The organism is Streptomyces sp. BHT-5-2 (genome assembly GCF_019774615.1).
Lineage (GTDB): Bacteria > Actinomycetota > Actinomycetes > Streptomycetales > Streptomycetaceae > Streptomyces.
The window spans coordinates 968,681-995,099 of the sequence record NZ_CP081496.1 but is presented as its reverse complement, the minus strand read 5'-3'; the positions used below and the strand labels follow the sequence as shown (position 1 = coordinate 995,099).

Below are 26,419 nucleotides of genomic sequence, written 5' to 3'. Positions count from 1 at the left end.
GGGGGGATTTCCGGGTGGGTGGGGGTGTGCGTGGGTGGGAGGGAGCGGGGGGAGTGTGCGAACCGGGGGCGCTTTCGAGTGCGGTGCGACGTCGTTGCCGGGCGGGGCTCGGCCTGCCAAGACTGGAGCGGGGATGAAGGGTGTTGTGTTCGACGGGGAGCAGGTCCGGGTCGTGGACGACCTGGAGGTGCGGGACCCGGGGCCCGGCGAGGTGCTGGTGGGCATACGGGCGGCCGGGTTGTGCCACAGCGATCTGTCGGTGATCGACGGGACGATTCCGTTTCCGGTGCCGGTGGTGCTGGGACACGAGGGCGCGGGGGTGGTCGAGGCCGTCGGGGCGGGAGTTGCCCATGTGGTGCCCGGGGACCATGTGGCGCTGTCGACGCTGGCGAACTGCGGGGCGTGCGCGGAGTGCGACCGCGGCCGGCCGACGATGTGCCGCAAGGCGATCGGAATGCCGGCGAAGCCGTTCCGGCGGGGCGGTGCGGAGCTGTTCAACTTCGCCTCGAACTCGGCGTTCGCGGAGCGTACGGTCGTCAAGGCGGTGCAGGCGGTGAAGATCCCGAAGGAGATCCCGCCGGCCTCCGCCGCGCTCATCGGGTGCGGGGTGCTGACCGGTGTGGGGGCGGTGCTGAACCGGGCGCGGGTGGACCGCGGGGACTCGGTGGTGGTGATCGGGGCCGGCGGGATCGGGCTCAATGTGCTCCAGGGCGCCCGGATCGCGGGCGCGTCGGTGATCGTGGCGGTGGACGCCAACCCCGCGAAGGAGGCGATGGCGCGGCAGTTCGGGGCCACCCACTTCGTGGACGCGTCGGCGGTGCCGGACAGCGTCCGGGCGGTGAAGGGGATCCTGCCGACCGGGGCCGACCACACCTTCGAGTGCGTGGGCAGCACGCGGCTGATCCGGCAGGCGATCGACCTGCTGGACCGGCACGGGCAGGCGGTGCTGCTGGGCGTCCCGCCGGCCACCGCGGAGGCGTCCTTCCTGGTCTCCGCCATGTATCTGGACAAGTCCATCCTCGGCTGCCGCTACGGCTCCGCCCGTCCCCAGCGGGACATCGCCCTCTACGCCCGGCTCTACCGCGAAGGGCGGCTGCTGCTGGACGAGTTGGTGACCCGGACGTACGAAGTGGACGACTTCGCCAAGGCCGCGGACGACACCCACGGCGGGCGGGTGGCACGGGCGGTGCTGGTCTTCGGGGGCTAGGAGCCCGACCCCTGTGCCCCGCGGTCCTTCGGCCGCTCACCCGGTTCCGCCGCGTGGCCCCGTAGGGCGCCCGGAGCGCGGCGCTCCTACGGGGCGAGTCGGCCGAACGCTCCCCGGTGGAAGAGGAGCGGGCCCCGCTCCGCGGCGGCCGGGTCGGTGCCCAGGGCCTCGACGCGGCCGACGACGACGAGGTGGTCGCCGCCGGTGTGGACGGCGTGGATCGTGCAGTCGATCCAGGCGGGGACGTCCGCGAGGCGGGGCGAACCGGTGACCGGGGCCGGGGTGTGGCGGACGCCGGCGAACTTGTCGGCGCCGCTGACCGCGAACGCGCGGCAGAGGCCGCCCTGCTCGGCACCGAGGACGTTGACGCAGAAGACGCCGGCCCGCGCCAGACGCGGCCAGGTCGCCGAGGTGCGGCCCACCATGAACGCCACCAGGGGCGGGTCCAGGGAGAGCGAGGCGAAGGACTGGCAGGCGAAGCCGGCCGGACCCGGCTCGCCGGGGGCCGTGATGATCGTGACGCCGCTCGCGAAGTGTCCCAGGACGGAGCGGAATTCGGCCGCGTCCAGGGGGGCGCGCTCGTCGTCGCGGACGGCGCGCAGCGAGGGGCGCGCGGCAGCGGTGCGGGCGGGCGGGGCCGTCGGGGTCGCGGCGGTGGGGGCGCCGACGGAGCGGAGGTAGCGGATGGCCGTGGCCGCCATTCCGGCGTGTCCCATCATGCCGCCCATTGAAACTGATGGCCCGTCAGATAGGAAGGGGCGGGTGCCACTCACACGGGTGGTTCGGCGGCGACCCGCGGGCCGGATCACGGTGGTTCGGGGGAGATTGGGGGACGCGTTCCTGATTGGCTGCCGAGCGCTCGGGTACCTTCCACCTCGGCCGCGCCGTAGCCAAGCACGGGGGAGTGTTCCGGTACATGGCCGATGCGACACCGCCGACCTCCCGGTCGGCCGCCGGTTCCCAGGGGGCCCGTCCGGGCGGCCCCGCCAGTTCGTCCCGGCCGCAGCAGCCGACCGCGTCCGGGGCCCCGCCGGGCTCCGGGGCCACCCCGTCGGCGGCGTTCGACGAGGTCTTCTGCGGGCTGCTGCCGCGGCTCTACCGCCGGGCCGTGATGCTGGCCGGCACGCGCCAGTCCGCGGAGGACGTGGTGCACGAGGCGTACCTCAAGCTCGCCGCCCGTCCACAGCGCTTCCTCGCCCACCCGGAGCCGTACGCCTACGCCTTCACCGCCGTCCTCAGCGTCGCCCGGGACGCGTACCGCAAGGAGCGGCGGCAGGTGCTGGTGGAGGAGGTCGACGAGGTGGAGGGGGTCGGCGGCGGCGCGGGGCCGGCCGGCGGCGGGTTCGGCGAGTGGGACGGCGGGGTCGCGCGGCGGCACGCGGAGCTGGAGGCGGTGCGGCTGCTGGGGCGGCTCTCGCACCGGCAGGCGGGGATCGTCATCCTCGTCGACCTGGACGGGTACACGATCGATCAGGCCGCGAAGATCATGAAGGTGCACCGCGGCACCGCCGCCCGGCACCGGGCGCGGGCCCTGGACAGGCTGCGCGCGTACCTCGTTGAATCGGAGCACGGGCAGGCCGGGAGGTGAGCGGCACGGTGGGCGCGGGGCCACGGGACGGCGCGGGCGGGCAGGACGAGGCCGAGGCGCTGCTGCGGGCGAGACTGCGGGCGGCCGACGAGGCGATCGAGACGCCCGGCGGCCTCTGGGAGCGGATCAGGGAGCCCGCGGGGGACGGGCGGGCGGCGGGCCCGGCGCCCCGGGGCGGCGCCGCCGTGGTCGGGCTGCCGCGGCGGCGCCCGTATGCCGTCGCGCTGGCGGTCGCGGCAGCCGTGGCGGCGGTGGTCCTCGGGGTGTGGTGGGTGCTGCTGCGGCCGGGAGCCGTGGACGTCAGACCGGCCGGGCCGCCGCCCACGGTGCCGCTCACGGTCTACAACAGCGAGACGGCCTGCCGCGCCCCGCACACCCTGGAGTGCGCGCTGCGGCTGGCCCGGGACCCGCACCGGGCGTACGCGGCGCGCGGGAACTTTACGGGCCGGGTGTGGCACGGGGAGGTGGTGACGGCCCGGTGCGTGGTGTCGGACGGACAACTGGTGCGGGACGAAGAGGGCGTCACCTCCACCCGGTGGTATCTGGTGCGCACCGGGCAGGGGGCGGAGGGCTGGCTGCCCGGGGTGCGCACCCGTAATACCCGGGAGGTTCCGGAGTGCCCGGGGGAGTGAGCGAGCCGGACCGGGTGGCCGGGGGCGCGGGCTTCACCTCCCCCGGAACGTGGGGCGGCGGCGTTCGACGAAGGACGCGACGCCTTCCCGGGCGTCCGCCGTCGCCATGTTGACCTCCTGGGCGGTGGCCTCGGCCGCGAAGGCCGCACCGCGGTCGGCGTCCAGGGAGGCGTTGACCAGCGCTTTGGTGAGGGCGAGGGCGCGGGTGGGGCCGGCGGCGAGGCGCTCGGCCCACTCCCGGGCGGTCCGCGCCAACTCCCCGTCGGGCACGACCCGGTTGACCAGGCCCAGCCGGGCGGCGTCGGCGGCCGGTACGGCGTCACCGAAGAACATCAGCTCCTTGGCGCGCTGCGGGCCGACGAGCCGCGGCAGCAGATAGCCGCCGCCGCCGTCCGGGACCAGGCCGCGGCGGACGAACACCTCGATGAAGCGCGCCGATTCGGCGGCCAGCACCAGGTCGCAGGCGAACGCGAGATGCGCGCCGATCCCGGCGGCGGTGCCGTTGACGGCGGCGATCACCGGCTTCTCGCAGTCCAGCACGGCGGCGATGAAACGCTGGGCGCCGTTCCGGATCAGCCGCGCCACGTCGCCCGCGACCCGGTCGCCGGCGGCCGGCGCGCCGCGCAGGTCGGCGCCGGCGCAGAAGCCCTTGCCGGTCGCGGTGAGCACCACGGCGCGCACGCCCGGGTCGGCGGAGGCGTCGGCGAGCAGGCCGACGAGGCGTTCGCGCATCTCCGGGGTGAGGGCGTTGAGGGCGTCCGGGCGGTTGAGGGTGAGCTGGGTGACGCCGTTGTCAGTGGTGTGCCGTATCAATGAATCGACGGGATCGGCGAGTTCGGCCGGACGGGCGGCAGTGGAGGGATCGGCAGGGCCGGATGGGCCGGATGGGCCGGCGGCAGCGGGACGGGGGGAAGGTGTGGACGTCATGGGGGAGCGGCTCCAGGGAAGCGGGCGGAGTGCGGCGGGCGGATGGTCGGCCGGGCGGTCGGCGCGGTGGCGGTCAGTGGCAGATCGCCAGGGCGTCCAGGGCCACCGCGCCCTGGCCGCGTTCCAGGACGACCAGCGGATTGATGTCCAACTCCGCCAGTTCGCCGTCGAGTTCCATCGCCATCCGCTGCACCCGCAGCACCGTCTCGACCAGTGCGTCGGTGTCCGCGGGCGGCATGCCGCGGACGCCCTCCAGGAGGGCGTGGCCGCGCAGCCGGCGGAGCATGGCGCGGGCGTGCTGCTCCCCGAAGGGCGGGACGCCCACCGCGAGGTCCTGGAGGACCTCCACCAGCACTCCGCCGAGGCCGACGGAGACGGTCGGCCCGAAGAGCGGGTCGGGGGTGACGCCGACGACCATCTCGACGCCGCGTTCGACCATCTGGCAGACGAGGACGCCGTCCAGCGGCAGGTCCTCGTAGCGGGCGATCTCGGTCAGCTCGCGGTATGCCTCGCGGACCTGGCTGGCCGAGGTCAACCCGACCTTGACGAGCCCGAGTTCGGTCTTGTGGGCCAGTTCCGGACCGGAGCCCTTCAGCACCACCGGATAGCCGACCAGGCTCGCCGCCCGGACGGCCGCCGCCGCGCTGGTCACCAGCTGTTCCCGCGGTACGCGGATGCCGTAGGCGCGCAGCAGCTGCTTCGCCGCGTGCTCGCTGAGCTGCCGGCCGGGGCGCAGCAGGGCCTGGGCCTTGCGGGCGGAGGGGGAGAGCGTGCGGGGGGCGTCGTCGAAGGGGGAGCGGTAGTGGGCGGTGAAGCGGTGGTGGTCCAGATAGGCGCGGACGGCGGTGATGCAGTTGGCGAAGGTGCGGAAGGTCGCCACCCGGGAGGAGCCGAGGAGGGTGCGGCGATAGGCGTCCTCGGTGCCGACCGGCGAGCCCCAGACGACGCACACCGGCTTGTCCGTGCGCTCCGCCGCGTCGACGAGGTCCTGTGCCAGCTTGTCGCTCATGGGCGGGAAGGGGCCGGTGATCGGGCAGATCAGGACGCCCACGGACGGGTCGGCGAGGATCGCGTCGATGATCCTGCGGCCGCGCCGGTCGCCGACCGGGTGCCCGCCGTTGTCGATCGGGTTGGCGACGTTGAGGTAGCCCGGTATCCACTGGTGGAGTTCGGTCTGCTTGGCGTCGGACAGCGTGGGGAGGGTCAGGCCCGCCGCGGCCGCCAGGTCGGCGAAGTGCGCGCCGGTGCCGCCGGAGATCGAATACACCGCGACGCCCTCGGCGGTGGGTTTCCTGGCCCGCGCCAGCAGCGCCGCGGTGTCCTGGAGTTCGTCGAGGCCGTCCACCCGGATCACGCCGAACTGCCGCATCGCGGCGTCCACCACCTCGTCCGCGCCGGTGAGTTTGCCGGTGTGCGAGGCGGCGGTCCGGGCGCCGGTCTCGGTGCGGCCGACCTTGACGACGACCACCGGCACCCTGTTGCGGGCGGCGCGGTCGGCGGCCAGCAGGAAGCTGCGGCCGTCCTTGAGCCCTTCCACATACGCGGCGATCGCGCCGACCTCGGGACGGGAGGCGAAGTAGGAGAGGAAGTCGGCGGTCTCCAGATCGGCCTCGTTGCCGGTCGGGGCCCAGTGTGAGAGGCGGATGCCCAGCTCCTGGAGGGTGAAGACCGGCCGGCCCTGGTGGCCCGACTGCGTGATCAGGGCGATGGCGGGCCCGTCGAGGTCGTCGCGGAACCTCTCGAAGGCGTTGAGGTTGGTGTTGGGACCGAGCAGCCGCAGGCCCGAGCGGGCGACGGCCTCGGCCAGCCGGGCCTGGGCGGCCGCGCCGTCCTCGCCGGTCTCGGCGAAACCGGAGGCGAAGGCGACCGCGAACTTCACCTTGGCCTCGGCCAGTTGCCCGATGACCGGCAGGGGGTCGCCGACCAGCAGCACCGCGAGGTCGACGGTCTCCGGCAGGTCGGCGACGCCGGTGTGGCAGGGCAGGCCGAAGACCTGCTCGCGCCCGGGGTTGACGGGGTGGAGCCGGGCGCCGACCCGTTCCGCCCAGGCGATCAGCTGCCGGGTGATGCCGGTGTTGGGGCGGCCCTCGCTGTCCGAGGCGCCGATCACGGCCACCGACGCGGGCCGGAAGAAGCGGTCCAGGTCCGGCACGGGTGCGTACAGCGGGCGGCCGCTGACGTCTCGGTCGGCGACGGCCCGGACGGCCGCGGAGTCGCCGCCGGCGGCCCCCGGGCCGTCGGCCCCGCCGGGGTCGCTGACGCCGTGGACGGTGTGGGGTGAGCGCTCCCCGCAGGCCACGACGCGGGCCGGCCGGGAGTGCGTGGTGAGGGTGCCGTGAGTCGATCCAAGCATCGCAGACGCCCGCTCCTGTGTGACGGCTCTCGTGGACTGCGCGCCGTACCGCGCTCAGCCGTAGCTGACATTTAGTCAGATTACTGAACTGACGACGCGTCAGGAATGGGTGTGCGCGGTAAAGGTTGGGGGTGACTGGGGGCGCTTCTCGGGGAGGTCCCTTGGAGCGCTTCTCGTGGTGTCCCTGGGGGTACCCCGAGAAGCGCCCCTCTTGCGGTCGGGTCGGGGATGAGCTGAACTGACGTACCGTCAGGCCGAGATGGTGAGAGCGAGCGTGGGGCGGGTGGTCCGATGACGGCGCGGGAGGCGACACAGGCCGGGGGTGCGGGGCGGGCCCGGGATACGAGCGGGGCCGGTGGCGCGGGTGGGTCGGGGCGCGCGGTGGTGCGGTTCGATCTGCCGGAGGTGGATGCCTTCACCCGGCTCTACTGGGAGGCCGCGGTCGAGGGGCGGCTGCTGCTGCGCCGGTGCCGGGCCGAGGGGTGCGGGGTGGCGCACCACTACCCGCGCGAGTTCTGCCCGTACTGCTGGAGCGAGGACGTCGTCTGGGAGCCGGCCGGCGGCCGGGCCACCCTCTACACCTGGTCCGTGGTGCACCGCAACGACCTTCCGCCCTTCGGGGGTCGCGTCCCGTACGTGGCGGCCGTCGTCGAACTGGCCGAAGGGCCCCGGATGATGACCGAGGTGATCGACTGCGCGGAGTCGGACCTGCGGATCGGGATGCCGCTCGTGGTCCACTTCCGCCCCGAGTCGGCGGAGGGGGTCGGCGGCGGTCCGGCGACGGGCGGTGGATACGCCGTCCCGGTCTTCCGGCCGGAGTGAACCCTCCGTGGCCTCAGTGCCCCCGTGACCCCCGTGCCCCCATGCCCCCGTGCCCCCGTGACTCCCGTGATCCCCGGGGCCGTCGTGATCCCCAGGGCTGCCGTGGCCTCCGGGGTCGTCGTGGCGTCCATGGCCTCTGCGCCTCGGCGGCCGGCGCGCCTGCCTCATGGCCAGAGCAGTTCCCGCTCCCAACCACCCTCCACTCGGCGGTAGTTGAGTCTTACGTGCTGACGCCGACGCTGATCGCCCTGGAAGAACTCGACCTCGTCGGCGCGCAGTACGTACAGCGTCCAGCTCGGGACCGGCGCGTCCGGTTCGCGGCGGGCACGCTCCCAGGCGGCGTCCGCGGCGCGGGCCAGCTCGGCGGACGAGCCCAGCACCTCGCTCTGGTGGCCCACCAGGGCGGCGGCCAGCGCGCCCGTGGAGCGGCGGTGCAGATCGGCCGCGCTCTCCTGCGGGCTCGCCGCGGTCACCGTGCCCCGCACCCGCACCTGGCGGCCGACCGCCGCCCAGTAGAAGGCCAGCGCGGCCCGCGGACGGGCGGCCAGCTCGCGGCCCTTGCGGCTGTCGCGGTGGGTGCCGAAGTGCCAGCCGCGCTCGTCCGCGTCGTGCAGCATCACGATGCGCACGGACGGGTCGCCGGTCGCGTCCGCCGTGGCCAGCGACATGGTGTGCGGCTCGGGGACGCCGGCCTCGGCGGCCTCCCGCAGCCACTGCCGGAACAGCGGCAGTGGCTCGCCCGGCGCCTGCTCCGGCTCGAAGGACGGCAGCTCCGCCTCCCAGACCCGCAGACCGCGCAGCAGCTCATGGAAGGAGCGGGCGTCGTCACCTGCGCCGCTGTCGGTGTCGGTGCCTGTGCCGGTCTCGGTCTCGGTGTCGGTCTCCGGGGACGGTTCGGGGGCGGGCGCGGCCCCGTCGGCGCGGTGATCCGTGTGCTCGGGCATGTCGGGCAGCGTACGCGGGGCACGCGCGGCGCGCGCTGGGGGCGGCGTGGGGCGCGGTGACCACGCGTCGGCCACCCGCGCCGCGCGCCGCGGCCAAGGCGCACCGGCCCCAGACGGAAACCCCTCCCCCCCCGGTAGTAACCCGCCCCGACCGGGTCACCCCGCCCCCGTCACCCCGCCCCCAGCACCACCGTCCCCGACGAGCAGAACCAGCCGCCGGTGCCGGACGCCACGGCGAGCCGTGGCAGGGCGCCGCCCGGCTTGTGGACCTGGCGGCCCGGGCCGGCCTCACCGCGGAGCTGGCGGACCGCCTCGACCAGCAGGAACAGCCCCCGCATACCGGGATGGCAGGCGGCCAGCCCGCCGCCGTCGGTGTTGACCGGCAGCGCGCCGTCCCGCAGCAGCCGCCCCTTCTCGACGAACGCGCCGCCCTCCCCCTTGGCGCAGAAGCCCAGGTCCTCCAGTGTCACCAGGGTCATGTAGGTGAAGGCGTCGTAGATCTCGGCGAGGTCGATCTCGGCGGGGCGGACGCCGGCGCGTTCGAAGGCGAGTCGGCCGGAGACGGCGGCGGGGGAGACGGTGAAGTCGTCCCACTCCGCCATGGACGTGTGCGAGACGGCGGTGCCCGAACCGAGCACCCAGACCGGGCGCTTGGCCAGGTCGGGCACGTGGTCCTCGGCGACCAGCAGCACCGCGCAGCCGCCGTCGGAGCGGATGCAGCAGTGCAGCTTGGTGAACGGGTCGGCGATCACCGGCCCGGACAGCACCTCGTCCACGGTGATCGGTTCGCGATACATGGCGTCGGGGTTGGCGGCCGCGTTGGCGCGCGCCTGGACGGCTATCTCGGCCAGCTGTTCCAGGGTGGTCCCGTACTGGTGCTGATGGCGGCGCGCGGCCATCGCGTACTTGGCGATCAGGGTGTGCCCGTAGGGGACCTCGAACTGGAGCGGGCCCCGGGAGCCGAAGGAGAGGTTGGCGGTGCGGCGCCCGGCCTTGAGGTCGGCGCGCGCGGTGGAGCCGTAGACCAGGAGGACGGCGTTGGCGTGGCCGGCCGCGATCGCGTCGGCGGCGTGCGCGGCCATCACCTCCCAGGTGGCGCCGCCGACCGCGGTGGAGTCCACCCAGGTGGGGCGCAGTCCCAGGTATTCGGCGACTTCGACGGGGGCGAGGGTGCCGAGGCCGGCCGAGGCGAAGCCGTCGATCGCCGACCGGTCGAGCCCGGAGTCGGCGAGCGCCCGGCGGGCGGCCTGGGCGTGCAGGGCGTACGGGGTGGCCTCGTCCACCCGTCCGCAGTCGGAGAGCGCGACTCCGGCGACGGCAACCTTGCGTTTCCGGAAGAGGGTCCCTGACGTCAGCGTCATGGATCTGACGGTACATCAGATCCATCCCTCCCGCCCTACGGGATGCACCGTCGCCTCTCTAGGAAAGTGCCGCCCCCGTACCTACCATGACGCTCCGTCAGATTTGGATCCTGTCGGTTCCGATCCCTGTTGGACCGGGGCCCTGGCGGGTCCGGACGCTGTCAGCTTCGGATCCCGGCCGAGCGGGCGGGATCCGCCGCACGGTCGGGAGGAGCCCGCCGATGGATGCCGCGTTCACCGAGGAGCAGGTCGAGATCCGCCGCACGCTGCGCGAGCTGCTGGGCAAGCGCCGCGGCCCGGAGGGGGGCAGGGCCGCGGCCCGCAACCCGACGGGCCACGACCCGGAGTTGTGGCGGCGGCTCGCCCGGGAGGCCGGCCTGCCCGGTCTGGCCCTGCCCACCGCGTACGGCGGCCGCGGCCGCGGGCCCACCGAACTCGCCCTGGCCTGCGAGGAGACCGGCCGCGCCGTCCTCCCCGCGCCGCTGCTCGCCACCACCGTGCTGGCCGCCCCGCTGATCCTGGCGCTGGGTGGCGAGCGCCTCCGTGCCGAGCTGCTGCCGGGCCTGGCCACCGGGGAGCTGACCGCCACCCTCGTCGTACCGGGCGGGCAACTGGCCACCGCGCTCGCGCTGACCGGGCCCAACGGCGGCGACTGGGCCGGCGGCGGCCGGGCCGGCGGAATCCAGGCGCGGACCGTCGACAACGGCTGGCGGCTCTACGGGGAGGCGGGTCACGTCCTCGACGGGCACACCGCGGACGTGCTGGTCGTCGCCGCGCACACCGGCGGGTTCGCGCGCAGCCGCACCCTGCTCTTCGCCGTACGGGCCAAGGGCGCGGACGGTGCGGCGGTGCCGGGGCTGCTGCGGGCCCGGCAGACGGCACCGGACGGCGCCCGGCCGCAGGCGCGCGTCGAACTCCGCGAGGTGGAAGCCGAGTTGCTGGGAGACGCCCCGACAGGACACGGGAGCGGGGACGCCGTCGCCGCGGAGGCGGCGGCCGCGGCGCTGGCCGTCACCGGGGCGACGGCGGCCGCGTGCCTGGCGGCCGAGGCGGTCGGAGCGGCCGACGCGACGCTGTCCCGGACGGTCGGCTGGGTCAGGGAGCGCGACCGGGGCGGGCGGTCGGACGGTGCCTTCCAGGCGGTGCAGCGCCGGCTGGTCGAGCTGTACGTGGCGGTGCGGGCGGCGCGCTCGGCGGCGTACCACGCGGCCTGGGCGGCGGGCGGCGGCCGCGCCGAGCCCGGAGTGGGCGCGTTGGCGCTGGCCCAGGGGCTGGAGGCGCTGCGTGCGGTGGCCGCGGAGGCGGTGCGGCTGCCCGGCGGCGTCGGCTCCGCCGGGGAGGACGCGGCGCACCTCTGCTTCCAGCGGGCGGCCGGCGACGAGCTGCTGCTGGGCCCGGTGCACCGGCTACGGGCCCGGGCGGCCGAGCAGGCGGGCCTGTTCGGGGCCGGGGAGGGGGGTGCGGGCGCCGTCGCGGATCCGGCGGCGCGAGAGGCGGTCGGCGCCTGATGGGCCGGCGTGCGCGACTGGTGCAGAAGATCTCCGCGACCCGGACGTTCGCGCGGATCGCACCGCACGTCATCCCCGTGCTCGACCGCGCCGTCCACCGGCTGTCCGGCGGCCGGAAGCTGCTCAGTGCGCGGATGTTGCCCGGCGTCGTGCTCACCGCGACCGGCGCGCGGAGCGGGCTGCCGCGGCGCACTCCGCTGGCCTGTATGCCGCAGGACGACGGCGGCTGGCTGCTGGTCGGCAGCAACTTCGGGCGCCCGGGGCATCCGGCCTGGACGGGAAATCTCCTGAAGAACCCGGAGGCGGAGGTGAGTTGGCGGGGCCGGGACATCCCGGTGCGGGCCCGGCTGCTGACCGGGGAGGAGCGCGAACGGGCCTGGCGGGCGGCGCTGGCGTTCTGGCCGCCGTACGCGGCCTATCAGGCGCGGGTGGAACGGGAGATCCGACTGTTCCGGCTGGATCGGTCGGACCGGATGGACCGAAAGGGCCGGAAGGACCGCATGGATCGGTGAACGGGGCGGATCGGTTGAACGGGGGTGGACCGCGCGGGTCGGTGCTGAAGCGGGCACCGAACGGGCCCTGGGCGAAAGCCGGATGGGGACGCGTACGCGGGACGGCCCGAACCGGCCCCGTACACGCAGCGGGTGCCGTACGGCCCCCTGGGGGACGGTCGGCACCCGGCTGCGTGTGGTGTACAGCTATGGCAGGACGGTTACAGGACGGGGATCGAACTGCCCCGGAAATCACGGGACATCGGGGAAGCTCCGGCTTCCCCGGCGGCAGAGCTGCTGCCGAGGCGCGGCGTGGTCGCGCGGCGCTCCCGGAGCGGTGGCACCGGCGGTACGGCCGTACGGCGACGCGGCGTTCCCGGTGGAGCGGCGGCCCGACGCGGACTTCTGGGGCCGGCGCTTCGGGAGGCCGGCTACTTGGTCGGCTTCTTGCCGGTGATGCCGAAGTGGACCAGCAGCGCCAGGTTGGGCTTGAGTTCGGCCTGCTTGACGCCCCAGCTCTGGAAGCCCTTCTGGTGGCCGGCGACCGCCGCCAGCATCGCGACCAGGGAACCGGCCATGGCCGCCGCGCTGACGTCCTTGTCGACCTTGTTCTTGGCCTGGAGCTCCTGGATCGACTCCGTAAGGGAGTTGGTGACCGCGTTGAGGATCTTCATGCGGATCTTGTAGAACCGCTTGTCGCCCTCGGCGGCGCCCAGGTCGACGACGCGCAGGATCGCGTCGTGCTTGCGCCAGAAGGAGAGGAAGCCCTCGACCAGTTCTTCCGCGGACTGCCAACCGGACTTGCCCACCCAGGAGCGTTCGGCGACCAGATCCGTCAGGCTCGCGCCCTCTTTCGCCATCTCTTCGGCGATTTCGAGGACCGCGCCTTCGACGTCGGGGAAGTACTGATAGAACGTCGCGGGTGAAGTGCCCGCTTTTCGGGCCACATCGATGACTTTGACGTCCCGATAGGGGGACGAACTGAGCATTTCACTGAGGCAGTCGAGAAGCTTTTGCCGCGTCGCCTGTCCGCGGCGACCGGCAACTCTGCCGTCGACGGTTCGAACTTGTCCTGTCATGCCGTCAGCTTACCGAGGGGTGATCGGAGCGCGATTTGGCTGCCTGCAAATGGGGACCGGGGAGTTCGGGCCGTCGGACGTCCGCTGCCGCCATGGTTGCGGGCCCGGTCGCGGCCCGAGCCGGGCGGACGGCCATTGGTCCGATCCAGTGAATGCTGTTATCAACAGCCTGTGGACAACTTTGGTGGACAAGGGTCCACCGCGGGACCGGCGACGCCGGGCGGGGCCGGCGCCGGAATCCGTGCGCCACGCGCGGCGCCCTGGCGCCGAAATCGCCCCGGGCGAAGCAGAATTGATCCGCTGACGCGGAATGGGCCACGGGGGAGGGCATGCGTACGGACACGGGTGGGCGACGGGGGTGGAGGAATGGGCGATTTTCGGCCACGGGGACCGGCCGCGGATCCGGGCGTCCACCGGGCGCCGACGGGTCGCGCGGGGCTTCGTCGTCGGCCGGTCCGCGCGGAACCCTTCCGTCCGGATGGGGCGAAGCGCGGCGGAAAATCCGCGCACGGCGCCTCCGGGCGGCCCGCAACCGGCCGGTAACCCCTCGGCAATCGCCCGACCCCGGACGTATCGGCGCACGTCAGGGCGGGGTGGAATACGCCAGGTAATGGCCTTGTTGCGTATCGCAGGGGGTGAGTCGTGACACGGCCGACAGGCCCCGGGTTCGCAACCATCGGCCCGGCCAGGAAGAATCAGGGCGCGTACGGCCGTTTCGACGGTCCTTGCCACAGGCGGGGAGACGCTGCGCGGGGCAGTGGCTCTCGGCGGCCCGTGGCTATGGAGAGTCTCGTTCTATGCCCCACGGGGAGGTGGCAGGCAAGTGGTGGAGCAGCTGACGCAGCACGATCCTCGGCGGATCGGCCCGTTCGAGGTGCTGGGCCGTCTCGGGGCCGGCGGCATGGGCCTGGTCTATCTGGCGCGCTCGGCATCCGGCCGGCGCGTGGCGATCAAGACGGTCCGGTCCGAACTCGCCGAGGACCAGCTGTTCCGGGTCCGGTTCACCCGCGAGGTGGAGGCGGCCCGCGCGGTCAGCGGCTTCTACACCGCGGCGGTGGTCGACGCCGACCCGCGCGCCGCGGTGCCCTGGCTGGCGACGGCGTACGTCCCCGCGCCCTCCCTGGAGGAGATAGTCAATGAGTGCGGGCCGCTGCCCGTCCAGGCGGTGCGCTGGCTGGCCGCCGGGATCGCGGAGGCGCTCCAGTCCATCCACGGCGCCGGGCTCGTCCACCGCGACCTGAAGCCGTCCAACGTCCTGGTGGTCGAGGACGGCCCCCGGGTGATCGACTTCGGCATCGCCTCCGGGGTGTCCAACACCCGGCTGACGATGACCAACGTCGCCGTCGGCACCCCGGCCTACATGTCACCGGAGCAGGCCCGCGACTCCCGCAGCGTCACCGGCGCCAGCGATGTCTTCTCGCTGGGCTCCACCCTGGTCTTCGCCGCCACCGGGCACGCCCCGTTCCACGGCGCCAACCCCGTCGAGACGGTCTTCATGCTGCTCCGGGAGGGGCCGGACCTCGCCGGGCTGCCGGACGAGCTGCGGCCGCTGATGGAGTCCTGTATGCAGATGGAGGCGGCCCACCGGCCGTCCCCGGCCGACCTCCAGTCCCAGCTCGCACCACACCTGTTCAGCTCCGGCAGCGACGACAGCGGCACGGCGTCGGCCTGGCTGCCGCCCGGTGCCGTGGCGCTCATCGAGCGGCGGCGCGGCGGCGGCCGGGGCGCCGTCGCCCCGAGCGTCATGCGGTCCCCCGCCGCGCCCCGCGACACCGGCCGCCAGGAGCCGGTGGCCGCACCGCCCGTGCCGCAGGCCCCGCCGCCGCCCGCCCCGCGGCCCGAGAGCGCGCGGCCGGCCGCCGACGGCTGGCCCGGCCGGATCGGCGCCGGCCCCGGTGCGCACCGCGCCGCCGACCCCCGCGGCGCGCCGGCCCCGGTGGCCTCCGCCGCCCCGCCATCCGCTCCGCCGGCCCCCGAGGGCGCCGGCGGTCCCGTGCGGCTGGGCGGTTCGCACGCCCCGATAGGGCCCGGGCCGCGCGCCGCCGACGCCCCGCAGCACCACGGCGCGGCCGCCCCCGCGACGAACTGGGTCCGCCCGCCGGCCGGCGCCCCCGTGGCCGGTGTGCCGCAGCAGGGCGCCACGGGCAGCGGAGGTCACGAGCCCGCGCCGGCCCCGCCGACCACGTCGCCGGAGGCGCCGCCGGCCGAGCCGGGCCGCTGGCGCCCCTGGCGCTTCCGGATGTCCAACGACGTCTGGGGCACCCCCGTGGTCGCCGACGAGCTGCTCTACGTCACGTCGTTCGAGGTGCACGCCCTCGATGTGGCCAGCGGGCGGCGGAAGTTCAAGACCCGCGACGTCGCCTGGGCGATGGCGGTGTCCGAGGGCCGGATCCACGCCTCCGACGGCCCCACGCTCTACGCCCTGGATTCCGACGACGGCGGCGAGCGCTGGCGGCTGAACAGCGAGGGCTGGATCTACGCCCTCACCGCCGACCGCGGCACCGTCGTCACCGCCACCCGGGGCGGCGGCGTCCAGGCGTGGGACGCCGCCACCGGCGAGCTGCGCTGGGAGCTCACCGGCGCCCAGACCGACTTCGAGAACCCGGAGTCCGCGCCCGTGCAGCAGGACGGCACGGTCTACGTCTGGGCCGACGGCCGGCTCAGGGCACTGGAGGAGCGCACCGGCGCCGAGCGCTGGTCGTACCCGGTCGGCGACGCGGCGTCCTGCGGCGGCGTCCCGATGCGGCTGCTGCCCGCGCCGGACGGCGCGGTGTACGTCGTCGCCGGCACCCGGGTGCTGGCCCTGGACGCCGCCCGCGGCGAGCTGCGCTGGCACTTCGAGGCGCCCGCGGTCTTCCTGAGCCCGCCCGCCTTCGCGCCCGGCCCGGCCGTCACCGGCGGCGGCCTCTACCTCGCCGACTATCTGGGCACGGTCTACGCCCTCGACGCGGCGGACGGCCGGGACCGCTGGCGGATCGCCACCGAGGCCCGCCAGTCCACCGAGCCGGTGCTGGTCGCGCACGGCGCCGTCCACCTGGGCAGCGGCAAGGCGCTCTACACCCTCGACGCGGTGACCGGCACCCCGCGCTGGCGCTTCCAGGCGGGCGCCGAGGTCGTCGGCTCCCCGGTCGTCGCCGAGGGACGGGTGCACTTCGGGTCCGCCGACCACTGCCTCTACACCCTCGACGCGATGGGCGGTCAGCTGCGCTGGAAGCTGGCCACCGGCGGGGAGATCACCGGCTCGCCGGTGGCGGTCGCCGGCGTGGTCTACGCCTGTAGCAAGGACCGCTGTGTGTACGCCCTGGACGCGGCGAAGGGGACGGGACTGGCGCGGCGCCCGTAGGCGGGCGGTGCGGTCCTAGCGGCGCTCACCGGGCCCGTCCGGTGCCTCCGGTTCGTCCGGCCTGTGCGGCGCCTCGGTTCCGTCCGGTGCCTCGGTTCCGTCCGGCCGGTCCGGCCAGTTGGGCCGGTCCGGCAGGGTCGGGTGGTCCGGCGCGGCCTGCCGGTTCGGCAGGGTCGGCCGGTCGTCCTGTTCGTGGGCGGGCTCCACGTCCCGTTGCCGCAGTTCACGGCCCCACGACACGGGCGGCGTCGGCCGCTGGGACGGGGACGGGGGCGGGACCGGATGGCCCGGCAGGGGCGGGTCGGGGGCGCCGGGAGACGGGCCGTACGGTTCCGGGTGCCGCTCCTCGGCGGGACGGTGGACGGGGCCCCGGTACGCGGGCGGTGGCTCGTAACGCGGGTACGCGTCCCCGTAGGTGTCCTCGTAGGGGTCCCCGTAACCGGACCCGTACCCGGCATCCTCGTACTCGTGCCCGGCGACCCGGCGGGTGCGCCCGCGCATGATCAGGGCGCCCAGGATCAGCAGTGCGCCGCCGCCCAGGGCGTTGGCGACGCCGACGCCCATTCCGTGTGCGCCGGCGGTGAGTTCGCCGGAGCGCTGGGCCTGGCGGACCATCCACAGGACGGTGAAGCCCAGGACGACCAGCCCGGCGAGGGTGACGAGCAGCCGGGAGCGCAGTGCCACCCCGGCCAGCGTCAGCAGCCCGGCGAAGGCCATCGGCAGCACCAGCGAGCCGAAGAGCGTGGCGCCGCTGCCCGTGAGGCCGTTGAAGAGGTCCTCGATCCGGACGTCGCTGCCGTGACGGCCGTCGTACCAGGGACGGAAGGGGCTCCAGACGGCGGCCGTCGCTCCGGCGAGGGCGATCAGGGAGCCGAGAACGTTGCGCACCACGGGCGTCGCCTCGCTTCGACTCGTCCTGCCCGCCTCGTGACCGACGCTACGCCTGCCCGTCTGCCCCCGCTAGACAGGCACGGCCGGATGTGGACCGTCTCCGCCCAGGGGCCCGCACCGGCCCTCCACGGGGCTTGCTAGGGTGCCGTGCACGCGTCAACCCGCTGGGTGGGCGCGTCTTCGCACGGAGCAACGGGGGATGGTCGAAGGACATGGAGCAGCGCACGCGTACGCGCATGGGCACGCCCGCCGCAGGCATCACGGGACGCGTCCGGAAGGGACTCAGGGCGGGCGTCGCGGCGGGTCTGGCGGCACTGACCATCGCCACGGCCGCCGGCTGCGCGTTCGGCCGGCCCAAGGTCGTGGTGCCGCCGAGCTGGGCGACGGCCTCGCCTTCCGCCTCCACCAGCTACGACCCGTCCAACCCGACGCCGTCGTCGTCGTACACGCCCAGTTACGACACCTACTCGCCGTCGCCGACGCAGGAGACCTACGACCCGGACGGGCGGTCCGACGTCCGCGGCAGCGGCTGCGACTTCTCCGCCTCGCTGCGGCAGTTCACCTACACCGTCTCGATCACCAACCCGTCCACGACCAGCACGTTCTCCTACGACATGCGGATCGACTGGATGAAGGACAAGCCCGCGGACGGCTCGTCCTACGGGGAGCACCAGCGCAGCGTCGTGGTGGCGCCCGGCGCGACCGAGACCTACACCGCCAAGTACACGCTGAACCAGTCCTCCTGGCAGGCGTTCTGGTACACCTGCCAGGTCACGCGGGCGACCAAGTCCAAGATCTGAGCCGGGCCCGGCGGTCGACGTCCCCGGTGGCGGGCGGCGTCATCTGACGGGCGGCGGGGGCGCCCCGGTGCTGCGCGGGCGGGCGGCGAACAGGGCCGCCTGGCGGTCCGGCGGCAGGTTGCCGAGCGCGATCAGCTGCGGGGCGTGCGCCAGTGCCTGGGCCCGGGTGGCCTCCTTGGCGGCCCACAGCGCGCGGACGGTGCCCTGGACGGCTTCGGTGGGCTGTGCGGCCAGTACCGCGGCGCGGCGCAGCGCGGTCCCGGCCGCGGCGCCGGGCGGCGTCAGTTCGGAGACCAGGCCGATCTCGTGGGCGCGGCGGGCGCCGAGCCGCTCCGCGGTGCCCATCAGGGCGAGCCGGGCGATCTCGCCGTGCGGCATCCGCTGGGCCATGAGGATGGACTCGTAGGCGCTGACCATCCCGTAGGTGGTGTGCGGGTCGAAGAAGGTGGCGGTCTCGGCGGCGACGATGAACTCCGCCTCGCCGAGCAGGTAGAAGGCGCCGCCGCAGGCCATCCCCTCGACCGCGGCGAGCACCGGTTTCCACAGGTCGTTGGCCTTGGGGCCGATCCGCAACAGCGGGTCGTCGAGGGAGAACGGGGAGGCCGGCTGGGGCACGTCGGCGGAGCGGTCGAGGCCGGTGCAGAAGGCGCGGTCGCCGGCGCCGGTGAGCACCGCCGCGCGCACCGTGTCGTCGTAACGGAACTCCCGCCAGATGTCGGCGAGTTCGGCGGCGGTGGCCAGGTCGAGGGCGTTGTGACGGGCGGGGCGGTCCAGGGTGACCAGGGCGACCCCGTCGGTGGTCTCGGTGCGGACCCCGGGGGACGTCACGGCCGCTCCAGGACCCAGCGGGGGACGGTCAGGCCACCGGGCAGGGTGTGGAAGACCGCCTTCACCGGGGCGCCGATGCGCAGCCGGGCCGGGTCGACGGAGTTCAGGGCGGCGTCCGCGGCGGCGACGAGGTTGCCCACCAGGCGGATCCGCGGGGCCTCGGTCAGCTCCACGACGATCGCGTTGTAGGGGGCCTGGGCGGCGTAGGCGGGCAGCAGCGGCGGGTGCGGGACGACGTAGGACCAGATCCGGCCGCGGCCGCTCATCCGCTGCCAGTGGGCGGAGAACGACTGGCAGTGCGGGCAGCAGGGGCGGGGCGGGAAGCGCGGCTCGTCGCAGTCGGTGCAGGTCTGTACGCGGAGTTCGCCGCGGGCCGCGTGGTCCCAGAACGGCGCCCCGTCGTCGTCGGGGACGGGAAGCAGCAGGTCGGCGGCGGGGTCGGGGGGATTGTCAGTGGCGGGTGGCAGGCTTGTGGTCATGGAATCACGGACGGTTACGGAGTCGCGGGCGGTCATGGAGTCGCCGGCGGTCATGGAGTGGCGGGCGGTCGCGGAGTCGGGGGTGGTGTCGTGCGGGGCGCGGTCCGGGCGCATCGGTTCTCAACTCCTCAGCAGCAGTGCGGAGGTGGGCACTCCCTCGCCCGCGGTGACGAGGCAGGTGGCGGCGTCCGGGACCTGCGCGGTGCTGGTGCCGCGCAGCTGCCGGACGCCCTCGGTGATGAGGTTGAAGCCGTGCACATACGCCTCGGAGAGGCCGCCGCCACCGGTGTTGAGCGGGAGCCGGCCGCCGATCTCCAGGGCGCCGCCCTCGGTGAAGGCCGCGCCCTCGCCGCGTCCGCAGAAGCCGTAGCCCTCCAGGGAGAGGGGTATCAGGGGGGTGAACGCGTCATAGATCTGCGCCACGTCGACGTCCTGCGGGCCGAGGTCGGCGCCCTTCCAGAGATGGCGGGCGGCGGTCCAGGCCGGGCCGGTGAGCGGGTCGTCGTTCCAGTAGTTGACCATGCCGTGGTGCTGGGCGGGCAGGCCCTGGGCGGCGGCGTGGACGTAGACGGGTGGCCGGCGGCAGTCGCGGGCGCGCTCGGCGGACACCACCACACAGGCCAGTGCGCCGTCCGTCTCCAGGCAGTTGTCGAAGAGGCAGAGCGGTTCGCTGATCCAGCGGGCGGTCATGTACATCTCGCGGGTCAGCGGGCGGTCGTACATCATCGCGGCCGGGTTCTGGTTGGCGCGGTTGCGGCAGGCGAGGGCGACGTTGAAGAAGTGGTCGCGGGTGGCGCCGTACTCGTGCATGTAGCGCCGGGCCAGCATGCCGATCTCGTCGGCGGGGCGGAGCAGGCCGAAGGGCCGGGTCCACTGCCCCGGGGTCGGCAGCTGGACGCGGGTGTCGGTCCACGGCCGGGGTCCGGAGCCGCGCTTGCGGGAGCGCCAGGCGACGCCGACGCTCGCCTGTCCGGTGGCGACGGCCGCGGCCAGGTGCCCCACCGTCGCGCAGGAACCGCCGCCGCCGTAGCCGACCTTGGAGAAGTGGGTGACGTCGCCGGCGCCGATGGACTTGGCGATCTCGACCTCGTCGGTCTCCTCCATGGTGTAGGAGGCGAAGGCGTCCACCTCCGAGGGGGCGATCCCGGCGTCGTCCAGGGCGGCGACGATCGCCCGGCACGCCAAGGTCTTCTCGGATTCCGGGAGCCGTTTGGCAAAGGGTGTCTGTCCGATACCGACGATCGCCGTAGCGTCCTTGAGGGTCGCCCCCATCGCCACCTCCGTGGTCGGCCGTCACTGCTGACAGCGGAGGAGGCTACCGCTAATCTGACGGACAGTCAGCTAGTGCGGTGCGGGGCCTTTGCCGGGAGCGGGAGGCATGCGATGGGCGAACATCTCGATGCGCGGGCGGACTTGACCCACGGGTCGCTGGCCCGCCTGGTGCGCACGGCCGCCGCGCGGTACGGCCCCCGGGAGGCCGTCGTCGAGGGCCGCACCCGGGTGTCCTACGCCGAGCTTGGCGCGCGGGTGGAGCGGGCCGCCGCGGCCTGCGTCGCGGCCGGCGTCGCCCCCGGCGACCGGATCGCGGTCTGGGCGCCCAACACCCTCGACTGGATCGTCTCCGCCCTCGGCGCGGTCACCGCCGGCGCGGTCCTCGTCCCGGTCAACACCCGCTTCAAGGGCACCGAGGCGGCCGACGTCCTGCGCCGCACCCGCGCCAAGGTCCTCTTCGTCACCGGCACCTTCCTCGGCACGTCCTACGTCGCCTCGCTGCGCCGCGCCGCCGAGCGGGGCGACGGCCGCGGCCCACTGCCCGGACTCCCGCACCTGGAACGGGTCGTGGTGCTCGCCGACGACGCCCCCGCCGACTTCACCGCCTGGCGCGACTTCCTCGCCGGCGGCGCCGCGGTGTCGCCCGCCACGGTCCGCGCCCGCGCCGACGCCCTCGGCCCCGAGGACCCCTCGGACATCATCTTCACCTCCGGCACCACCGGTCACCCCAAGGGTGCCGTGATCACCCACGGCCAGACCCTGCGCGCCTATGACGTCTGGAGCGAACTGGCCGGCCTCCAGGAGGGCGACCGCTATCTCGTCGTCAACCCCTTCTTCCACACCTTCGGCTACAAGGCCGGCATCGTCGCCTGTCTGCTGCGCGGCGCCACGATGGTCCCGCAGCCGGTCTTCAGCGTGGAGACCGCGCTCGCCAACATCGCCGCCGAGGCGATCTCCGTCCTCCCCGGCCCGCCCACCCTCCACCAGCAGCTCCTCGACCACCCCGACCGCGGACTGCACGACCTCTCGGCGCTCCGCCTGGTCGTCACCGGCGCCGCCGTCGTCCCGCTGGAGCTGGTCGAACGGCTGCGCGGCGAGCTGAAGGTGGCCACCGTCCTGACCGCCTACGGCCTGTCGGAGAGCACCGGCGTGGTCACCATGTGCCGCCGCGGCGACCCACCCGAGGTGATCGCGTCGACCTCGGGCCGCGCGATACCGGACACCGAGATCCGGATCGTGGATGCCGCCGGACGCCCGATGCCGCCCGGCGAGCCGGGCGAGGTCCTGGTCCGCGGCTACCACGTCATGTCCGGCTACTTCGAGGACCCGGCCGCCACCTCCCGCGCGATCACCCCCGACGGCTGGCTGCGCACCGGTGACGTCGGCGTGCTCGACCCGGACGGCAACCTCCGCATCACCGACCGCATCAAGGACATGTTCATCGTCGGCGGCTTCAACGCCTATCCCGCCGAGATAGAGCAACTCCTCCTCCGCCACCCGGACATCACCGAGGTCGCCGTCGTCGGCATCCCCGACCGCCGCCTCGGCGAGGTCGGCAAGGCGTATGCGGTCCGCCGCCCCGGCTCCCGGCTCACCGCCGACGACCTGATCGCCTGGTCCCGCCGCGAGATGGCGAACTACAAGGTGCCCAGAGAGGTGGAGTTCCTCCCCGCCCTCCCGCGCAACGCCGGCGGGAAGGTGATGAAGGGGCAACTGAGGGGCGGGCGTTCGGGCGTGGGGAGGGCGCTGCGGATGCTCTAGGGGCGTGGTGCGGAGAGGTTCGGGGCGCGGCCTGGCTGCGTACCCGATCAGGCTGGGGACGCGGCCTGGCTGTCTTGCCCGGTGAGGTCGGTGAGGTCGGTGACGCGGCCTAGCCGCCTTGCCCCGAGAGGCCGGGGACGCGGCCGTCGGTCACCCCGGTCGCCTCCGCCAGTGCCCGCATCCGATCGGCGAAGCCGTCGTCCGCCGCCCCGAACCACACCCCGAGGTCCGCCGCGCCGGCCGCCTCCCAGGCCGCGACCTCGGCCGCCAGCTCCGCCGCCGTCCGGTCCGGGCCGTCCCAGGCGATCCGGGCCCCGGCCGCCACCCGGGTCCCGCGCCCGGCGGCCCGGCGCCGCAGCCGCGCCGCCCGCTCCGCGAACTCCCGCGGCGCGAGCCCCACGGCCTGCCAGTAGCCGCCGAACTCCGCCGCGCGCCGCAGCGCCGCGTCCGAGTTCCCGCCGACCAGGAACGGCACCGGCTCCTCGGGCCGCGGCTCGAACACCGCCCGCCCGTCGAACGCCAGATGCCCGTCGTCGTACGGCCCGCCCGCCCCCGTGTGCAGATGCCGCACCAGCCGCAGCGCACGGTCCGTCAGCGCACCCCGGTCGCCGAAGTCCACCCCGGCCGCGTCGAACTCGTAGGGCTGCCACCCCACGCCGACGCCCAGCACGAACCGGCCGCCGCTCAGCCGCGCCAGCGTCGCCGACTGCCGCGCCAGCAGCAGCGGTTCCCGCAGCGGGGCGATCAGCACCGACGTCCCCAGCACGACCCGTTCGGTCGCCGCGGCCAGGTACGCGAGGGTGGTCAGCGCCTCGTACACCCCGCCGTAACGCTCCGGCAGTCGCCCGTACGGGCCCGGCGGCAGCAGATGGTCCGGCAGCCAGACCCCCGCGTACCCCAGCCCCTCCGCCTCCCGCGCCAGCTCCACCGGCGCACCGGCGGCCATCGCCCCCGACTCGGACGGCAGCACGACGTGCAGCCGCATCCGCCCCGGCGGTCGCCCGCCGGCTGCGGGGTGGACGGTGGGGAGCACCGTGGGCTGCTGTGCGCTGCGAGCGTCGTCGTTCATGGGGGCCTCCGCGAAGCTGCTTCCCGAAGCACGTGGCTCGGTCGGACGCCCGCCTTTCTACGGCCTGACATGGATGTGAGGGTCAAGGGGCGGGACGGGGCCACGCGCCCGTACGGGAACCCGGCCGAGCGCCCTAGCGCCCGTACCGTTCCCGCAGCGCCGCCTTCAGCACCTTGTTCAGCGGTCCGCCGCGCGGCAGGGTGTCGGTGATCTCCAGCTGTTCGGGCAGCTTCTGCGTCATCAGGCCGGCCGCCCGCAGATGCGCGCAGAGCGTGGCCAGGCTCAGTGCCCCCGCCCCGCCCTCGTCCGCGTCCCTGCCCCCAGCCCCATCCCCCTCCCCGGCGAGCGTGACGACCGCGCAGACCCGCTCCCCCCGCTCCCGGTCCGGCAGGCCGATCACCGCCGCCTCCGCCACCGCCGGGTGGGTGCGTACCAGGTCCTCGATCTCCTGCGCCGAGATGTTCTCGCCCTTGCGGATGATGATGTCCTTCAGCCGCCCGGTGAGCACCAGGTGCCCGTCGGCGCGCAGTCGCCCCAGGTCGCCGGTGCGGAAGAAGCCGTCCGCGGTGAACGCCTCCGCCGTCAGCGCGGGATCGGTGTACCGCCGGCAGACCATCGGCCCGGAGACCGTGACCTCACCGGTCTCGCCGGTCGCGGCCTCGCTCCCGTCGGCCCGTACGATCCGCACCCGCGCGCCCGCCACCGGCCGGCCCACCGTGTGCGCCAGCTGTTCGTCGCTGTCGTACGGCGTCCCCATCGCGATCATCGGGCACTCGGTCATCCCGTATCCGTGCACGACCGCGCAGCCCAGTTCGCGCCCGGCCGCCCGGTACAGCTCGGGCGGCAGCGGCGCGCCGCCGCCGGACAGCAGCCGCAGCGAGGGGATCAGCGGCCCGGCGTCCGGCGCGGCCCGCCGGCGGCGTCGCGACGCGTCGTGGAACGCCTGGTAGAAGGCGGTGCTGCCGCCCGCCATCGTCACCCCGTGGCGCCGGTAGACCGCGGCGGCCCGCTCCGCGTCGAACGTCTCCAGTACGACTGCCGGGAAGCCGCTGACCAGCATGGCGACGACGTAGTCCGGCCCGGCGATATGCGCGTAGGGGAACGCGATCGAGCCGATGTCGGCGGCCGACATCCCGAGCGCGGTGGCCAGCCCCACCCCGCCCGCGATGAGCGAGGCGTCGGTGTGCTCGACTCCCTTGGGCGCGGAGGTCGTTCCGGACGTGTAGTAGATCCATCGGGTGCGGCCGTCCGCTTCCTCCGGGGGCTCCGGCAGCGTGCCCGGGTCCCCGTCCGGCAGCCCGTCCGCCATGGAGAGCACCCGCACACCGTCGCGCCCCCGGGCCGCCCCGCGGGCCATCGCCGCGTAGTCGAACCCCCGCCACACCCCGGGCACGAGGGCGAACTCCGCCGCCGACTCCGCCAGGACGAACCCGACCTCCCGGGCCCGGTGGAGATGGATCACCGGGGTCTGCACGGCCCCGAGCCGGGCCAACGCGAGCGACGCGACGATCGTCTCGACGCGCGTCGGCAACTGCCACATCACCCGTGTCCCGGGCCCGATCCCCAGCTCCCGGAAACCGGCCGCCGCGCGCAGCGCCGCGTCCCGCACCCCGCGGAAGGTGATGCTCGGCCCGCCGCCCCCGTCGAAGAACATCGGCGCGCCGCCGGAGGCCCGCGCCCGGTACTCGACCAGCTCCCACAACGTGCGTACACGGCCGATCTCGAACACGGCGCGCCTCCAGGGGTGGACGGGCGGTGCAGGTCCGGACGGCGCGACTGTAGCAGCGGAGCTGATGGGGCGTCAGATGCTGTGCGGCGCCCCGCGCGATGCCTCGCGCATGCGTCGCTGTGTGGCACCTCGGGCGCCCCTTGCCTGCGCCGTCCGCTGCGTTCTTTGCTGCGTTCTCTGCTGCGTTCTCTGCTTCGTCGGTGCCGCGGAAAGTGTTTCGGAATGAAAACGTCCGGCCCCCGAAAAGCCGGACGGGGCCGGGTCTTCCGCCCGGCCCCGTCCGCGACGCCGCGAGTGGAGGCTGTTCTCCGACTCCCGGTCAGGGCATGTGGTTGTCCAGCGGCAGCAGGCCCGCGTGGTCGCCCTGCGGAGCCACCGGAATGTGGCTGTCCTGCGGAGCCACCGGAATGTGGCTGTCCTGCGGGGCCACGGGCGTGTGGCTGTCCTGGGCCGTCACGGAATTGGACGGGCTGGGTATGTGACTGTCGGCCAGTGCGGGCACCGTGGCGGCGCCGAGCGCGGCCACGGCAATGGCGGCGGCGGCCAGGGACTTCCTCGTGCGGGTCATACCAACTCCTCAGAATCCGGGGGTCGTTGCTGTTCCCAGAAACAAACTAGCGCTAAGTGTGTGCAGATGTTCGACTCTTGTCGGGGAAAACCGCGGAATATCGCAGGTTTCACTTCCCGGGCGGAAACGCCGCAGGGGCCGGTTTTTCCGTGGCTTCCCCTCCCAGCCACGGGAAAACGGCCCCTGCGATCCCCCGGATTCCCCCGAATTCCCCCCGGATCCCCCGGATTTCCCTCGGAGGTCCCCCGACCCCCGGTTGTGCTCCCCCGTATCCCCGTATCCCCCGTGTCCCCCCGTTCGTCGGTGGACTACTTGAGTCCGCCGACGGGCTGGTGGCTGTCCATGGTGGTGATGTTCTTGTCCTTGACCGGCTTCTCGGCGGTGCCGCCCGCGGGCGCCTCCGCGGTGCCGGCATCGGACGCGGCGATGGGCTGGTGACTGTCCATCGGCTTGACGACATCGCGGTCCCGGGGCTTCGGGACCTGCGGCGTGGCGCCGGGGCCGAGGATGGGCTGGTGGCTGTCACGCGGCGCGATGATCGGCTGGTGGCTGTCACGCGGGCCGACGACGTCTCGCTCCCCCGAATTCTGAACTGTGTTCTCGGTGCTCATTGCGATCAACTCCTGATGGGCGCTTGAAGGCTGTCCGCCCGCCCGGCGACTCCCCCGTTGGCCGCCGGACGGACGTGACATGGCCGCTCACGATAACTGTGCGGCCTGGGCACCGAGCCGCTTGCCCCCCGAGGCGGCGGATCGGTAGGAATAAGA

23 protein-coding genes are annotated in these 26,419 nt (G+C 74.3%); 9 read left to right on the top strand and 14 right to left on the bottom strand.

Features of this window, described 5'->3' with window-relative positions; translation table 11 throughout:
- Positions 1-133 precede the first annotated feature (133 nt).
- Positions 134-1,207: a Zn-dependent alcohol dehydrogenase gene (locus K2224_RS04195; protein WP_221905319.1), complete on the top strand. Its 1,074-nt coding sequence runs from the start codon at positions 134-136 to the stop codon at positions 1,205-1,207.
- An 86-nt stretch (positions 1,208-1,293) separates the two neighbouring features.
- On the opposite strand, the gene K2224_RS04190 is transcribed toward K2224_RS04195, so the two are convergent.
- Complete coding sequence (locus K2224_RS04190) at positions 1,294-1,935, bottom strand: flavin reductase family protein (protein ID WP_260692332.1); 642 nt, start codon at positions 1,933-1,935, stop codon at positions 1,294-1,296.
- Positions 1,936-2,123: 188 nt separating this feature from the next.
- Here K2224_RS04190 and K2224_RS04185 point away from each other — a divergent pair, with 188 nt between their 5' ends.
- The gene (locus tag K2224_RS04185; protein WP_221905318.1) at positions 2,124-2,795 is read left to right on the top strand and encodes an RNA polymerase sigma factor; all 672 of its coding nucleotides are present in this window, start codon (positions 2,124-2,126) and stop codon (positions 2,793-2,795) included.
- Positions 2,792-3,427, top strand: coding sequence for a hypothetical protein (locus K2224_RS04180; protein WP_221905317.1), 636 nt, complete (start codon positions 2,792-2,794; stop codon positions 3,425-3,427). The genes K2224_RS04185 and K2224_RS04180 overlap by 4 nt, the downstream gene beginning before the upstream one ends.
- A gap of 33 nt (positions 3,428-3,460) precedes the next feature.
- On the opposite strand, the gene K2224_RS04175 is transcribed toward K2224_RS04180, so the two are convergent.
- Together K2224_RS04175 and K2224_RS04170 are read right to left on the bottom strand one after the other, a co-directional pair.
- Positions 3,461-4,354 (bottom strand): enoyl-CoA hydratase/isomerase family protein, encoded by an 894-nt coding sequence (locus K2224_RS04175; protein ID WP_260692331.1) that lies wholly within the window; start codon positions 4,352-4,354, stop codon positions 3,461-3,463.
- Positions 4,355-4,427: 73 nt separating this feature from the next.
- Positions 4,428-6,707, bottom strand: coding sequence for an acetate--CoA ligase family protein (locus K2224_RS04170; RefSeq protein ID WP_221905315.1), 2,280 nt, complete (start codon positions 6,705-6,707; stop codon positions 4,428-4,430).
- A gap of 291 nt (positions 6,708-6,998) precedes the next feature.
- Between K2224_RS04170 and K2224_RS04165 the strand changes: the two genes are divergently transcribed.
- A complete protein-coding gene (locus K2224_RS04165; RefSeq protein ID WP_221905314.1) occupies positions 6,999-7,529 on the top strand; it encodes a Zn-ribbon domain-containing OB-fold protein in 531 nt (176 codons plus the stop codon).
- 164 nt (positions 7,530-7,693) lie between these two features.
- Here the strand turns inward: K2224_RS04165 and K2224_RS04160 are convergent, their stop codons facing one another.
- The gene (locus K2224_RS04160; RefSeq protein ID WP_221905313.1) at positions 7,694-8,473 is read right to left on the bottom strand and encodes a pyridoxal 5'-phosphate synthase; all 780 of its coding nucleotides are present in this window, start codon (positions 8,471-8,473) and stop codon (positions 7,694-7,696) included.
- A gap of 170 nt (positions 8,474-8,643) precedes the next feature.
- Positions 8,644-9,834: a thiolase C-terminal domain-containing protein gene (locus tag K2224_RS04155; protein WP_221905312.1), complete on the bottom strand. Its 1,191-nt coding sequence runs from the start codon at positions 9,832-9,834 to the stop codon at positions 8,644-8,646.
- Between the two features lie 221 nt (positions 9,835-10,055).
- Here K2224_RS04155 and K2224_RS04150 point away from each other — a divergent pair, with 221 nt between their 5' ends.
- Both K2224_RS04150 and K2224_RS04145 read left to right on the top strand, forming a co-directional pair.
- Complete coding sequence (locus K2224_RS04150) at positions 10,056-11,342, top strand: acyl-CoA dehydrogenase family protein (protein ID WP_221905311.1); 1,287 nt, start codon at positions 10,056-10,058, stop codon at positions 11,340-11,342.
- Positions 11,342-11,854 carry a nitroreductase family deazaflavin-dependent oxidoreductase gene (locus tag K2224_RS04145; protein WP_221905310.1) on the top strand — a complete coding sequence of 171 codons (513 nt, stop codon included), beginning with the start codon at positions 11,342-11,344 and terminating at the stop codon, positions 11,852-11,854. Before K2224_RS04150 ends, K2224_RS04145 begins: the two co-directional genes overlap by 1 nt.
- Before the next feature lie 410 nt (positions 11,855-12,264).
- On the opposite strand, the gene K2224_RS04140 is transcribed toward K2224_RS04145, so the two are convergent.
- The gene (locus tag K2224_RS04140) at positions 12,265-12,912 is read right to left on the bottom strand and encodes a TetR family transcriptional regulator (protein ID WP_221905309.1); all 648 of its coding nucleotides are present in this window, start codon (positions 12,910-12,912) and stop codon (positions 12,265-12,267) included.
- Between the two features lie 823 nt (positions 12,913-13,735).
- Between K2224_RS04140 and K2224_RS04135 the strand changes: the two genes are divergently transcribed.
- Complete coding sequence (locus K2224_RS04135; protein ID WP_221905308.1) at positions 13,736-16,255, top strand: serine/threonine-protein kinase; 2,520 nt, start codon at positions 13,736-13,738, stop codon at positions 16,253-16,255.
- Between the two features lie 15 nt (positions 16,256-16,270).
- Here the strand turns inward: K2224_RS04135 and K2224_RS04130 are convergent, their stop codons facing one another.
- The gene (locus K2224_RS04130) at positions 16,271-17,146 is read right to left on the bottom strand and encodes a hypothetical protein (protein WP_221905307.1); all 876 of its coding nucleotides are present in this window, start codon (positions 17,144-17,146) and stop codon (positions 16,271-16,273) included.
- A 212-nt stretch (positions 17,147-17,358) separates the two neighbouring features.
- On the opposite strand from K2224_RS04130, the gene K2224_RS04125 reads away from it, so the two are divergent.
- Positions 17,359-17,946, top strand: a complete 588-nt coding sequence (locus K2224_RS04125; RefSeq protein ID WP_221905306.1) for a hypothetical protein — start codon at positions 17,359-17,361, stop codon at positions 17,944-17,946.
- Positions 17,947-17,985: 39 nt separating this feature from the next.
- Here K2224_RS04125 and K2224_RS04120 read toward each other — a convergent pair whose 3' ends face one another.
- The 3 genes from K2224_RS04120 to K2224_RS04110 form a co-directional block, all read right to left on the bottom strand.
- Positions 17,986-18,774, bottom strand: coding sequence for an enoyl-CoA hydratase/isomerase family protein (locus K2224_RS04120; RefSeq protein ID WP_221905305.1), 789 nt, complete (start codon positions 18,772-18,774; stop codon positions 17,986-17,988).
- A complete protein-coding gene (locus K2224_RS04115; RefSeq protein ID WP_221909422.1) occupies positions 18,771-19,253 on the bottom strand; it encodes a Zn-ribbon domain-containing OB-fold protein in 483 nt (160 codons plus the stop codon). Before K2224_RS04115 ends, K2224_RS04120 begins: the two co-directional genes overlap by 4 nt.
- Before the next feature lie 120 nt (positions 19,254-19,373).
- Positions 19,374-20,525, bottom strand: coding sequence for a lipid-transfer protein (locus tag K2224_RS04110; RefSeq protein ID WP_221905304.1), 1,152 nt, complete (start codon positions 20,523-20,525; stop codon positions 19,374-19,376).
- Positions 20,526-20,636: 111 nt separating this feature from the next.
- Here K2224_RS04110 and K2224_RS04105 point away from each other — a divergent pair, with 111 nt between their 5' ends.
- Positions 20,637-22,286, top strand: coding sequence for a FadD3 family acyl-CoA ligase (locus K2224_RS04105; RefSeq protein ID WP_221905303.1), 1,650 nt, complete (start codon positions 20,637-20,639; stop codon positions 22,284-22,286).
- 109 nt (positions 22,287-22,395) lie between these two features.
- On the opposite strand, the gene K2224_RS04100 is transcribed toward K2224_RS04105, so the two are convergent.
- The 4 genes from K2224_RS04100 to K2224_RS04085 all read right to left on the bottom strand — a co-directional run bounded on the left by K2224_RS04100 (position 22,396) and on the right by K2224_RS04085 (position 26,263).
- Complete coding sequence (locus tag K2224_RS04100) at positions 22,396-23,355, bottom strand: TIGR03619 family F420-dependent LLM class oxidoreductase (RefSeq protein WP_221905302.1); 960 nt, start codon at positions 23,353-23,355, stop codon at positions 22,396-22,398.
- 133 nt (positions 23,356-23,488) lie between these two features.
- Positions 23,489-25,084 (bottom strand): class I adenylate-forming enzyme family protein, encoded by a 1,596-nt coding sequence (locus K2224_RS04095; RefSeq protein WP_221905301.1) that lies wholly within the window; start codon positions 25,082-25,084, stop codon positions 23,489-23,491.
- Between the two features lie 319 nt (positions 25,085-25,403).
- Positions 25,404-25,652 (bottom strand): hypothetical protein, encoded by a 249-nt coding sequence (locus K2224_RS04090; RefSeq protein ID WP_221905300.1) that lies wholly within the window; start codon positions 25,650-25,652, stop codon positions 25,404-25,406.
- A gap of 308 nt (positions 25,653-25,960) precedes the next feature.
- Positions 25,961-26,263 carry a hypothetical protein gene (locus K2224_RS04085; RefSeq protein WP_221905299.1) on the bottom strand — a complete coding sequence of 101 codons (303 nt, stop codon included), beginning with the start codon at positions 26,261-26,263 and terminating at the stop codon, positions 25,961-25,963.
- Between the last annotated feature and the right edge of the window lie 156 nt (positions 26,264-26,419).

Bases quoted from the DNA above. Each gene is read 5' to 3' on its own strand.
- K2224_RS04100 (WP_221905302.1), bottom strand. From the start codon at position 23,355: ATGAACGACGACGCTCGCAGCGCACAGCAGCCCACGGTGCTCCCCACC.
- K2224_RS04110 (WP_221905304.1), bottom strand. From the start codon at position 20,525: ATGGGGGCGACCCTCAAGGACGCTACGGCGATCGTCGGTATCGGACAG.
- K2224_RS04190 (WP_260692332.1), bottom strand. From the start codon at position 1,935: ATGGGCGGCATGATGGGACACGCCGGAATGGCGGCCACGGCCATCCGC.
- K2224_RS04140 (WP_221905309.1), bottom strand. From the start codon at position 12,912: ATGACAGGACAAGTTCGAACCGTCGACGGCAGAGTTGCCGGTCGCCGC.
- K2224_RS04150 (WP_221905311.1), top strand. From the start codon at position 10,056: ATGGATGCCGCGTTCACCGAGGAGCAGGTCGAGATCCGCCGCACGCTG.
- K2224_RS04175 (WP_260692331.1), bottom strand. From the start codon at position 4,354: ATGACGTCCACACCTTCCCCCCGTCCCGCTGCCGCCGGCCCATCCGGC.
- K2224_RS04105 (WP_221905303.1), top strand. From the start codon at position 20,637: ATGGGCGAACATCTCGATGCGCGGGCGGACTTGACCCACGGGTCGCTG.
- K2224_RS04085 (WP_221905299.1), bottom strand. From the start codon at position 26,263: ATGAGCACCGAGAACACAGTTCAGAATTCGGGGGAGCGAGACGTCGTC.
- K2224_RS04160 (WP_221905313.1), bottom strand. From the start codon at position 8,473: ATGCCCGAGCACACGGATCACCGCGCCGACGGGGCCGCGCCCGCCCCC.
- K2224_RS04165 (WP_221905314.1), top strand. From the start codon at position 6,999: ATGACGGCGCGGGAGGCGACACAGGCCGGGGGTGCGGGGCGGGCCCGG.
- K2224_RS04195 (WP_221905319.1), top strand. From the start codon at position 134: ATGAAGGGTGTTGTGTTCGACGGGGAGCAGGTCCGGGTCGTGGACGAC.
- K2224_RS04185 (WP_221905318.1), top strand. From the start codon at position 2,124: ATGGCCGATGCGACACCGCCGACCTCCCGGTCGGCCGCCGGTTCCCAG.
- K2224_RS04115 (WP_221909422.1), bottom strand. From the start codon at position 19,253: ATGACCACAAGCCTGCCACCCGCCACTGACAATCCCCCCGACCCCGCC.
- K2224_RS04170 (WP_221905315.1), bottom strand. From the start codon at position 6,707: ATGCTTGGATCGACTCACGGCACCCTCACCACGCACTCCCGGCCGGCC.
- K2224_RS04125 (WP_221905306.1), top strand. From the start codon at position 17,359: ATGGAGCAGCGCACGCGTACGCGCATGGGCACGCCCGCCGCAGGCATC.
- K2224_RS04090 (WP_221905300.1), bottom strand. From the start codon at position 25,652: ATGACCCGCACGAGGAAGTCCCTGGCCGCCGCCGCCATTGCCGTGGCC.
- K2224_RS04145 (WP_221905310.1), top strand. From the start codon at position 11,342: ATGGGCCGGCGTGCGCGACTGGTGCAGAAGATCTCCGCGACCCGGACG.
- K2224_RS04155 (WP_221905312.1), bottom strand. From the start codon at position 9,834: ATGACGCTGACGTCAGGGACCCTCTTCCGGAAACGCAAGGTTGCCGTC.